Here is a 9,901-nt window from a genome sequence, read left to right on the forward strand (position 1 = left end):
GGCGCGGAGGTATCGCCCCGAGGGGGCCCGACGCCCCGCCATCCGCGACCGCGTCCACGCCTCAGGCCCGGTGTCCGGTGGAGGGAGGTGGCGCCAGGGCCGACCGTGGCGGCCGGCGCCGGGGGGTGGGGTCAGAGCAGCCCGGCAGTGGCGAGGAGGCGGGCGACCTGGGCCACCTCGTCGTCGGAGAGCTGGATCTGCGGCTCGGCCAGCGTCGCGTGGTCGATCACGCCCCGCAGCCGCAGCGCCGCCTTGAACGCGCCGAGCCCCGACGAGCCGCGCCCCATCCGCGCGGGCGCGCCGACGTGGACCATGGCGAAGAGCGCCACGAGGCGTTCCTGCTCGGCCCGCGCCGCCGCCCAGTCGCCGTCCGCGCACCGCCGCACCAGGCTGACGTACCCGTGCGGATCGACGTTCCCCAGGCCGGGGACGACGCCGTGCACGCCCATCAGGTGCGCCGCGTCCACGGTGACCTCCGAGCCGGTGAGGACGGAGAAGCCGTCGGGCGCGCCGAGGAGGATGTCCCGCAGGACGCCCTGGTCGCCGCTGGAGTCCTTCAGCCCGGCCAGCGCCCCGTCCGCGGCGAGGCCGGTGACCAGTTCGGCGGTCAGCTTGCTGTGCACGGACACCGGCAGGTCGTAGGCGATGACCGGTGCCTCGACCTGGCGGGCGAGCAGGCGGAAGTGCCGTTCGATCTCGGCCGGGTGGGTGCGGGTGTAGAACGGGGCGGTCGCGACGACGGCGTCCGCGCCCGCCGCGAGGGCGGTGCGGGCGTGGTCGAGGACGCGGGGCGTGGTCATGTCGATGGCCCCGGCGAGCAGCGGCACCTGGCCGCCGGCGTGCCCGGCGACGGTCTCCACGACCGTGCGGCGCTGCGCGTCGGTCAGGAACGCGACCTCGGAGGTCGAGCCGAGGACGAACAGCCCGTCCACCCCCGCGCCGGTCAGATGGTCCACCAGTCTGATCAGCGACGCGGTGTCCACCTCGCCGTCCGGCGTGAGCGGGGTGCAGACGGGCGGGATCACTCCGGTCAGCCGTGCCGGCAAGGTCATGAACGCGTCTCCTGTGCGGTGGCGGCCTGCTGGACCAGGTCGCGGGTGGCTTCACCGTCCCCGACGGGGTGGTGGCAGCGGTAGAGATGTTCCCCGTCGGCGCGGTCCGCGTCCGGCATCGACGCGGCGCACACCTCGTCGGCCTTCCAGCACCGCGTGCGGAACGGGCAGCCGCTCGGCGGGCGGACCGCCGAGGGCATCGGGCCGGTCAGCGGGATCGGCTCGATCGGGTCGAGGAGGCCCGGGGCGGCCGAGAAGAGCGCGCGGGTGTACGGGTGCCGCGCGTGCGCCGTGACGCGGTCCGCCGGTGCCTCCTCGACGACGCGGCCGAGGTACATGGTGACGACGCGGTCGCTCATGCGGCGGACGGTCTGGATGTCGTGCGAGATGAACACCATGGCCAGGCCGAGGCGGTCCTTGAGGTCGAGCAGCAGGTTGAGGATCTGCGCGCGCACCGACACGTCGAGGGCGCTGGTCGGCTCGTCCGCGACGAGCAGGGCCGGTTCGAGGGCGATCGCGCGGGCGATGGCGACGCGCTGCCGCTGGCCGCCGGAGAGGCGGCCGGGGAGCGCGTCGGTGAGGTGGGCGGGGAGGCCGACGAGGTCCATCAGCTCGCGGACGCGGGCGTTCCGTTCGGCGGGGGTGCCGCGCCGGTGGACGTCGAGCGGGTCGCGGAGGATGCGGCGTACGGTCAGGCGGCGGTTGAGGGCGGTCGCCGGGTCCTGGAAGACCATGCCGACGCCGGTGCCGACGGCGCGGCGGCGTTCGGCGGGGGGCATGGACCACAGGTCGCGGCCGTGGAGGGCGACGGTGCCGGCGGTCGGCCGTTCGATGCCGACGAGCAGCCGGGCGAGCGTGGACTTGCCGCAGCCGGACTCGCCGACGACGCCCAGGGTCTCGCCGGGCGCGACCGACAGGCTGACGCCGGTGAGGGCGTGGACCTTCGCCGCGCCGAACAGGCCGCCGCCGCGTGCCGCGTACAGCCGGTGGACGTCCGTGACGGTCAGCAGTGGTGCGTCGCCGGTCACCTGGCGGCCTCCTTCTCCTCGGCGGGGTGGTGGCAGGCGGCGGTGTGCAGCGTGCCGGGGGCGGGCCGTTCGGGCGCGGGCGCGGCGCACGCGTCGTCGGCCATCGGGCAGCGGTCGGCGAAGCGGCAGCCGGGCGGGAAGTCGGCCGGGGCGGGGACGACGCCGCGGATCTGCGTCATGCGCGGGGCGGCGGACTCCAGGGAGAGGACGGAGCCGAGGAGGCCGCGCGTGTAGTGGTGCGCGGGCGCGGACACCAGGTCGGCGGTGACGCCGCTCTCCACGATCTGCCCGCCGTACATGACGACGATGCGGTCGGTCACGTCGGCGACGAGCGCCAGGTCGTGCGAGACGAGGACCAGCGCGAAGCCCAGCTCGGCGCGCAGCCGCAGCAGCAGCGCGACGACCTGCGCCTGCACCGTCACGTCGAGGGCGGTCGTCGGCTCGTCGGCGACGATGAGGCGGGGCTCGCGGGACAGGGCCATGGCGATGAGGACGCGCTGGCGCTGGCCGCCGGACAGTTCGTGCGGGTAGCTGCGCAGGACGCGGGCGGGGTCGAGGCCGACGAGTTCGAGGAGTTCGGCGGGGGTGCGGCGGCCGCCGCGCCGTACGAGCTGCCGCAGCTGGGCGCGGATGGTCATGGCGGGGTTCAGGGAGGAGAGGGCGTCCTGGTAGACCATCGCCATCTCGTGCCCGAGCAGGCGCCGCCTGGCGCGCGGGGCCAGGCCGGTCAGCTCCTGCCCGGCGAACGTGACGCTGCCGCGCACGCGGGCGTCGCGCGGCTGGAGGCCCATGACGGTCAGGGCCGTCAGGGACTTGCCGCAGCCCGACTCGCCGACCAGGCCGAGGACTTCGCCGGGGCGTACGGAGAAGCTGACGCCGTCCACCACGTCGCGGTCGCGGTGCCGTCCGGGGAAGCCGATGGCCAGGTCGCGGACGGCGAGGACGGGTTCGGCGGTGACGGGCGGGCGGGCGCGGGCGCGGAGGCGCTCCCCCGCCTCGGCGAGGCCGGGGAGGGCGAGGACCGCGCGCGGGGGCCGTTCCCCTTCTTCTGTACGGGCCGGGGCGGCGGCGGTGGCCGCGGGGGTGTCGGTGGGGCGGGCGGCGGGCGCGGCCCAGGCGTCCGAGACGCCCTCGGACAGCACGTTGAGCGCCAGGACCGTCACGAGCATCAGCAGGCCGGGGAAGACGGTGGCCCACCAGCCGCCGAGCAGCACGAGGTTCTTGCCGTCCGCGATGACGCTGCCCCAGGACGGCTCGGGCGGCCTGACCCCGGCGCCGATGAACGACAGCGACGCCTCGAAGACGATCGCCTCGGCGACCATCACCGTGCAGAAGACGAGGACGGGCGCGGCGCAGTTGACGGCGACGTGCCGCAGCAGGATGTGCGGCGTCCTCGCGCCGACGACGCGCTCGGCGGTCACGTAGTCCTCGCCGTACTGGCTGAGCACGTTGGCCCGGACGACGCGGGCGACGGGAGGCACGTTCAGGAAGGCGATCGCGCCGATCAGCACGCCCGTGCCGCCGCCGAAGACGGAGATCAGCACGGCGGCGATGGCGATGCCGGGGAAGGCCATGACGACGTCGAGGCAGCGCATCAGCGTCTCGTCCACCAGCTTGCGCGACGTCGCGGCGACGGCGCCGACGACCGCCCCGGCCAGCAGCGCCAGCGCGGTCGCGCCCAGGCCGATGGCGAGGGACGACCTGGCGCCGTACATCAGCCGGCTGAGGATGTCGCGGCCGAGGCTGTCCTGGCCCATCCAGTGGTCGGCGGACGGGCCGCCCGCCGTGCCCGCCTGGGCGTACGGGTCGTGCGGCGCGAGCAGCGGGGCGAGGAGGGCGACGAGGACGACGACGCCCAGGACGGCGAGGGCCGCGCGGGAGAGCGGCGGGAGGCGACGGAGGTTCATGCGGCGCTCCTCAGCCGGGGGTTGACCAGGAGGTAGAGGATGTCGATGACCAGGTTGACGACGACGAAGCCGACCGCCGTGGTGAGGACGACGCCCTGGACGACGGCGGGGTCGCCGTTGCGCACGGCGTCGATCATCAGCTTGCCCATGCCGGGGAGGGCGAAGATCGTCTCGATGACGACCGCGCCGCCGAGCAGGTAGCCGACGCGCAGGCCGAGGACGGTGAGGGGGTTGATCAGCGCGTTGCGCAGGACGTTGCGGCCCACGACGACGAACGGCGGCAGGCCGCTGCCGGTGGCGGTGCGCACGTAGTCCTTGTCCAGCTCCTCCACCACGGCCGTGCGGACGACGCGGGTGAGCTGCGCGGCGACCGGCAGGGAGAGGGCGAAGGCGGGCAGCGTCATCGTCCTGATCCAGCCGGTGAACGAGTCGGTCGGGTTCGTCCAGCCGCTGGTGGGGAACCAGCCGGCCTCCACGCCGAGGTACTGGATCATCAGCAGCGCCAGCCAGAAGCCGGGCGCGGCGACGCCGGTGAGGGACACGACGCGGATGATCTGGTCGAGCGCGCGGTCGCGGTGGAGCGCGGCGGTGACGCCGAGGACCAGGGAGAGGACGACGGCGATGCCGAGGCCGAGGAACGTCAGCTGGAGTGTCAGCGGCAGGGCGGTCGTCACCAGGTCGAAGACGGAGGTGCGGGTGAGCACGCTGATGCCCATGTCGCCGTGGAGCAGGTCGCCCACGAAGTCGGCGTAGCGGACGGGCAGCGGGTCGAGGAGGCCGTTGTCCTCGCGGAACCGGTGCAGTTGCTCCTGGGTGGGGTTGGCGCCCTGGAAGTAGGCGGACGCGGGGTCCATGTCGGAGAAGCGCATCACGAGGAAGACGAACGCGACGACGCCGAGCATCAGCGGCACGAGGAGGAGGACGCGGCGTATCAGCATCCGGACGACGATGATCACGATGTGTACGGCCTCGCCTGGAGCAGGGATATGCCGGGGTACGGCTGCGCGCGCACGCCGGTGAGGGCCTCCGGGTTCCAGGCCGTCAGCAGCTCGTTGTGGAGGATCGGGTAGAGGACGGCCTGCTCGGCGATGACGTCGAGGTACCGGTGCGTCAGCTCCAGCTTGCGCGCCGGGTCGGGCTCGCGCGTCGCCTCGTCCATGAGGGCGAACAGCGCACGGGCGTCGTCGCTCTCGTCCCAGCGGGTGTAGGCCATCCAGCCGCCGCCCGCCGTGTAGTTGTAGCGGAGGATCAGGTCGGGGTCGAGGCCGAACTGGTTGGGGTTCGCGACGGCGGCGACGACCTGGTAGTCCTGGTTCTGGTCCATCTTGGTGAAGAGCGCCGACGTCTCCTGCGGCTCCAGGGTGGTGCGCACGCCGATGGCGTCCCAGGACTCCTTGATGGTGGGCAGGCAGTCCACGAGCCAGCTGACGTTGACCGACATGAGGTTGACGCTGAGGTCGGTGACGCCCGCCTCGGCCAGGAGCGCGCGGGCGCGGTCCGGGTCGTACGTGTAGACGGTGGACGCCTCGGTGTGGGCGGGGTTCTCCTCGTTGAGGAACGAGGTGGCGGCCCTGCCGTGGCCGCGCAGGCCGACCTCGATCATCTGGTCGGTGTCCACGGCGTGGAAGAGCGCCTGGCGGACGCGGACGTCGTCGAAGGGCGGGTTGGCCGTGTTGAACATGAGGAAGACGTGGTTCATGCCCGCGCCGCCCTCGACGGTGAGGCCGTCGCCGCGCAGCTGCTCGGCGTTGGCGTACGGGATGTTGTCGGCGATCTGGGCGTCCGCGCCGTCGCCTGAGATCTTGGCGACGCGGGGCGCGGCGTCCACGATGGACAGCCAGTTCATGCGGGCGAAGGTGGCGGGGCGGGGGCCGTTGTAGCCGTTGTACGCCTCGAAGGTCGTGTTGGTCTTCGGCTGGTGCGACGCCTGGCGGTACGGGCCGGAGCCGACGGCGAGCCCGGCGCCGGCCTCCTCCCAGGCGCCCTCGCGGCCGAAGACGTGGCGCGGCATGATCTTGGCGATCGTCAGCCGGGACGCGGCCTCGGGGAACGGGAAGTGGAAGTCCAGCTCGACGTCCCGGTCCCCCGTCTTGCGCACCTCCCTGAGCCAGGAGACGAAGAACGAGCGGGTCAGCGGATTGGCCTCGGCGTCCAGGATGCGCGCGAAGGTGAACACGACGTCGTCGGCCGTCACGGGCTCGCCGTCGTGCCAGGTCGCGCCCTCGCGCAGGGTGAACGCCCAGCGGGTCGCCGTCTGGTCGGGCGGCACGGCGGTGGCGAGCGCCGGGTAGGGGGCGCGCGTGATGGGGTCGGTGTCGAGCAGGCCCTCGTATATGTGGCAGTTGGCGGCCATGGTGAACGCCGAGGCGGTCTGCGTCGGATCCCAGCTCTGGTCGTTGCCGTAGCCGATGACTGCGGTCAGCTCGTCCCCGCCGCCGGAGCCGTAGCCGCCCCCGCCGCCGGTGGTGGAGGGCGGGCCCGAGCAGGCGCCGAGCGCGGCCGAGATCGCCCCGGCCGCGCCGAGGGCGCCGGTGAGCCTCAGGAAGGCCCTGCGGTCGAAGGGATGGTTCACGCGCTCCTCCAGCGACACTGCTCGAAGACGTCCTACGTTCTACGTTCTATGTCCGGTCAACCTAGATTCGGCGGCGGAGCCCGGTCAAGAGCCTGTGCGCCCCCGGACGTCAGATGTCCTATCTCCGGTGGCAGAATGTGAACCGACGGTGAGCACCCAGGGGAGGCCGAGGCCGATGGCACGCCGCATGATGTCCGAGGAAGTGCAAAGCAGCATCAAGGAGCTGATCCTGCACCGCCGCCTCGCGCCCGGGGACCCGCTGCCCACCGAGAACGAGCTGATGACCCTCTTCGGCGTCAGCCGCAACTCGGTGCGCGAGGCGCTCAAGGCGCTCCAGGCCGTCAACGTCGTGGACATCCGCCACGGCTTCGGCACGTACGTCGGCTCGCTCAGCCTCGACTCATTCGTGGAGGCGATGGTCTTCCGCGCCGCCGTCAGGCACCGCAGGGGCGAGGCCAGCCTGCACGAACTGCTCGAAGTGCGCGAGGCGCTGGAGGCCGGGCTCATCATGGAGGTCGCGGACGACGTGCCGGCCGAGGACCTCGCGCGGCTGCGCGACCTCGTCGCCGCCATGGAACGGGAGGCCGCCGGGGGCCGCGTGTCGGCGGCGACCGACCGCGCGTTCCACGTCGCCCTCTACCGCTCGCTCGGGAACCACCTGCTCAGCGAGGTCCTCGACGCGTTCTGGGCCGCCTTCCACCGCGTACGCGGCGACCTGCGCGCCGACGACCAGGACCCGCGCGTCGTCTGCGCCCGGCACGAGGACATCCTCGCCGCGCTGGAGGCGGGCGACGGGCCGCGCGCCGCCGTCGCGATGCGGGCGCACTTCGCGGGCATCAGGCAGCTCCTCGCCGACCACGCGGCCGTGGCCCCCTGAACGCCGCCGCCTGAAGACGCGGTCCCCGGCCCCCTCTCGGCGGGGGCCGGGGACCGTCCCCGTTCACGACACGGCGACGCAGTCCTCAAGCCGGTCCGCGAGCGCCGGATCGGGGCGCGGCACGACGCCGAGGTCGCGGTCGCGCCCGATGTCCAGGCTGCCGAGCACCGCCGCCAGCTCGCCGCGGGGCCGCCAGACGCGGGGCCGCGCGGTCCACTCGTGCTCGCGCTCCAGCGGCTCCAACTCGGCCGCCTGGCCCGCCCAGTGCTCCGCGTCCTCCGGCTCACCGCGCTGCAGGTGCAGCAGGCACAGGCACAGCGCCGCCGTGGACGTCCCCGCCCCGGCGCTGAACTCCCACCAGAAGCGCGCCCCGTCCGTCAGCCCGCTCAGGTGCAGCAGGCAGGCGAAGACCAGGCCCCCGGCGGGCTCGATCCGCTCGGAGTTGACCAGGCCCGCCATCCAGGCGGGCGCGCGGGCGTCGCGGACGAGCGAGCCGCACAGGGCGAGCAGCTCGCGCCCCGACCGTTCGCCGTCGGTCTCGTACGGCTCCGGCGGGAACGCGTGGGGCGCGGCCGGCGCGGCGTCGTCCAGCACGCGTTCGATGCGGCGCCTGGACGCGGCGATGTCCTCGGGCGTCACCCCGCCGGGCACGAACGCGGCCCCGGCCAGCAGGTCATCGATCGGCGTCCGCACTGCGCCCGCCCCCTTCCATCGACAGTTCGCGCGCCAGCGTGCGGCGCGCGAGGTGGCGGTACGTCCGCACCGTCACCTCGGCGATGCCCATGATCCCGGCGGTCTGCGCGGTGCTGTACCCCAGCACGTACTGGAGCACGATCACGTCGAAGTGCCGGTCGGGCAGCTCGGCGATGGCCGCGTACAGACCCAGCGCGCTCTCCAGCAGCGACAGTTCGGCCCGGAAGTCCTCCAGGACGCGGCGGCTGACCTGCTGGAACGCGGCGGTGGCGGGCATCGCGTGCCGCCGCCCCTCGAAGATCAGCGCCTCCTCGACGGCGGACTTCATCATCGACCACGCGGTGGCCTCCGGGGACTCCTCGCGCATCAGCATCGACCAGTGCCGCGCGAGGTGCACGAAGACGAGGTCCACGAGGTCGACGGCGCGCCGCCGTTCGCCCAGCTGCAGTTCGGCGTACGACAGGTACACCGGGTAGTACCGCTCGTGGAACGCCCAGAAGGCGGCGGGCATCGTGACCCCGGCTTCCCGTACGTCCGGCCGCGCCGGTCCCTGCCCGTTCATGCCCGCCCCCCGCCGCGCCGCGCCATGGCGTCCGTGCCGACGCGCACGCCGACACCGAGCAGCCACCGGGCCAGGGCCCGTACGTCGGGGGCGAACACGCGCAGCGCGACGGCCAGGGCAAGCACGCCGTTCGCGGTGTCGTAACTCACCTCTCGTCCTCCTTCGGAAGATCCGGCGAGAGCGTGATCGCCCTCAGCAATCAGCTAAGCGCGCGGAGTGCCCGAACGTGGAAGAGGGTGACCACCTCGATCCGGAACGTGACCACTCACCCCCACGCATATGCCAGGGGCACCCACCACAACACCTCCCCCACCAGCCCCGAACATCCCGGCGCACGCCGGCGCATATGTCACACGCCCGGCGCAAACGTGACGCAGATCACGGCAGACTCTGGCGCCCCCTCCACCACCCCCCGTGGGCATACGTGAGTCCGCCAGGCCCGCTTCGGACACGTTCCGCCTCGGACGGACACGGCCACGCGGAGAGACAAACAGACGCGCCCCCTCACCCGACGGCAGAGTCACAAAGGTCACCGCCGCAGCGCCGCACTCCTCGACTGCTCACGGAACCGGCTACTGCGGGAGGCTCTGACCTGGCTCGACCGACGCGACATTCAAGTACAAGCGCCTTCCTACCCTCTTCAGCCGCACACCCCCCTTCGCGCGTGCGGAGAGGACCTGGGCCGCCAGTAGTACTGGCCGTCCGCGTTCGGTACACCTCCGCGCGTGCGGAGAGGACTCGACCAGGCGACGATGGAACGGGCGGCCGCGCGGAACACCTCCGCGCGTGCGGAGAGGACTCCGGTGCGGGCACGGCGTGCGAAGTCGCGCGCGGAACACCTCCGCGCGTGCGGAGAGGACTACTCCCCGCGCAGCACCGCCGCCGTGACCGACGGAACACCTCCGCGCGTGCGGAGAGGACCCCTGCCCGCTGATTCCGGCTATGTCGGCCTCCGGAACACCTCCGCGCGTGCGGAGAGGACGGCGGTGCGCTCCTCGGCGGTCAGGCCGCGGTCGGAACACCTCCGCGCGTGCGGAGAGGACTCGACCAGGCGACGATGGAACGGGCGGCCGCGCGGAACACCTCCGCGCGTGCGGAGAGGACCCCTGCCCGGTGATTCCGGCTATGTCGGCCTCCGGAACACCTCCGCGCGTGCGGAGAGGACGGCGGTGCGCTCCTCGGCGGTCAGGCCGCGGTCGGAACACCTCCG

9 protein-coding genes and 1 CRISPR repeat array are annotated in these 9,901 nt (G+C 73.3%); of the genes, 1 reads left to right on the plus strand and 8 read right to left on the minus strand.

Annotated features, from left to right (window positions below):
- Positions 1-131: 131 nt before the first annotated feature.
- The 5 genes from ACIBPC_RS19940 to ACIBPC_RS19960 are packed head-to-tail and all read right to left on the minus strand — an operon-like array spanning position 132 to position 6,559.
- Positions 132-1,052 carry a dihydrodipicolinate synthase family protein gene (locus ACIBPC_RS19940; RefSeq protein WP_362962048.1) on the minus strand — a complete coding sequence of 307 codons (921 nt, stop codon included), beginning with the start codon at positions 1,050-1,052 and terminating at the stop codon, positions 132-134.
- A complete protein-coding gene (locus ACIBPC_RS19945; RefSeq protein WP_362962049.1) occupies positions 1,049-2,080 on the minus strand; it encodes an oligopeptide/dipeptide ABC transporter ATP-binding protein in 1,032 nt (343 codons plus the stop codon). The genes ACIBPC_RS19940 and ACIBPC_RS19945 overlap by 4 nt, the downstream gene beginning before the upstream one ends.
- Positions 2,077-3,987: a dipeptide/oligopeptide/nickel ABC transporter permease/ATP-binding protein gene (locus tag ACIBPC_RS19950; RefSeq protein WP_398846358.1), complete on the minus strand. Its 1,911-nt coding sequence runs from the start codon at positions 3,985-3,987 to the stop codon at positions 2,077-2,079. Before ACIBPC_RS19950 ends, ACIBPC_RS19945 begins: the two co-directional genes overlap by 4 nt.
- A complete protein-coding gene (locus tag ACIBPC_RS19955; RefSeq protein ID WP_398846577.1) occupies positions 3,984-4,925 on the minus strand; it encodes an ABC transporter permease in 942 nt (313 codons plus the stop codon). The genes ACIBPC_RS19950 and ACIBPC_RS19955 overlap by 4 nt, the downstream gene beginning before the upstream one ends.
- A 14-nt stretch (positions 4,926-4,939) precedes the next feature.
- Positions 4,940-6,559: an ABC transporter substrate-binding protein gene (locus tag ACIBPC_RS19960; RefSeq protein WP_398846360.1), complete on the minus strand. Its 1,620-nt coding sequence runs from the start codon at positions 6,557-6,559 to the stop codon at positions 4,940-4,942.
- Between the two features lie 175 nt (positions 6,560-6,734).
- On the opposite strand from ACIBPC_RS19960, the gene ACIBPC_RS19965 reads away from it, so the two are divergent.
- Positions 6,735-7,436 (plus strand): FadR/GntR family transcriptional regulator, encoded by a 702-nt coding sequence (locus ACIBPC_RS19965; protein ID WP_398846362.1) that lies wholly within the window; start codon positions 6,735-6,737, stop codon positions 7,434-7,436.
- Between the two features lie 63 nt (positions 7,437-7,499).
- Here ACIBPC_RS19965 and ACIBPC_RS19970 read toward each other — a convergent pair whose 3' ends face one another.
- The 3 genes from ACIBPC_RS19970 to ACIBPC_RS19980 are packed head-to-tail and all read right to left on the minus strand — an operon-like array spanning position 7,500 to position 8,840.
- Complete coding sequence (locus tag ACIBPC_RS19970; RefSeq protein WP_362962059.1) at positions 7,500-8,129, minus strand: hypothetical protein; 630 nt, start codon at positions 8,127-8,129, stop codon at positions 7,500-7,502.
- On the minus strand, positions 8,110-8,691 hold the full coding sequence (locus tag ACIBPC_RS19975) for a sigma-70 family RNA polymerase sigma factor (protein ID WP_362962061.1): 582 nt from the start codon (positions 8,689-8,691) through the stop codon (positions 8,110-8,112). Before ACIBPC_RS19975 ends, ACIBPC_RS19970 begins: the two co-directional genes overlap by 20 nt.
- The gene (locus ACIBPC_RS19980) at positions 8,688-8,840 is read right to left on the minus strand and encodes a hypothetical protein (protein ID WP_362962063.1); all 153 of its coding nucleotides are present in this window, start codon (positions 8,838-8,840) and stop codon (positions 8,688-8,690) included. Before ACIBPC_RS19980 ends, ACIBPC_RS19975 begins: the two co-directional genes overlap by 4 nt.
- A 499-nt stretch (positions 8,841-9,339) precedes the next feature.
- Positions 9,340-9,856: direct repeats of the CRISPR family, unit length 29 nt; unit sequence CGGAACACCTCCGCGCGTGCGGAGAGGAC.
- Positions 9,857-9,901: the final 45 nt, after the last annotated feature.

The organism is Streptomyces sp. NPDC049879 (assembly GCF_044461265.1).
In the GTDB taxonomy this organism is placed as follows: Bacteria; Actinomycetota; Actinomycetes; order Streptomycetales; family Streptomycetaceae; genus Streptomyces.

Coding starts and splice junctions, on each gene's coding strand:
- ACIBPC_RS19940 (WP_362962048.1), bottom strand. CDS start 1,052: ATGACCTTGCCGGCACGGCTGACCGGAGTGATCCCGCCCGTCTGCACC.
- ACIBPC_RS19950 (WP_398846358.1), bottom strand. CDS start 3,987: ATGAACCTCCGTCGCCTCCCGCCGCTCTCCCGCGCGGCCCTCGCCGTC.
- ACIBPC_RS19955 (WP_398846577.1), bottom strand. CDS start 4,925: ATGCTGATACGCCGCGTCCTCCTCCTCGTGCCGCTGATGCTCGGCGTC.
- ACIBPC_RS19965 (WP_398846362.1), top strand. CDS start 6,735: ATGGCACGCCGCATGATGTCCGAGGAAGTGCAAAGCAGCATCAAGGAG.
- ACIBPC_RS19975 (WP_362962061.1), bottom strand. CDS start 8,691: ATGAACGGGCAGGGACCGGCGCGGCCGGACGTACGGGAAGCCGGGGTC.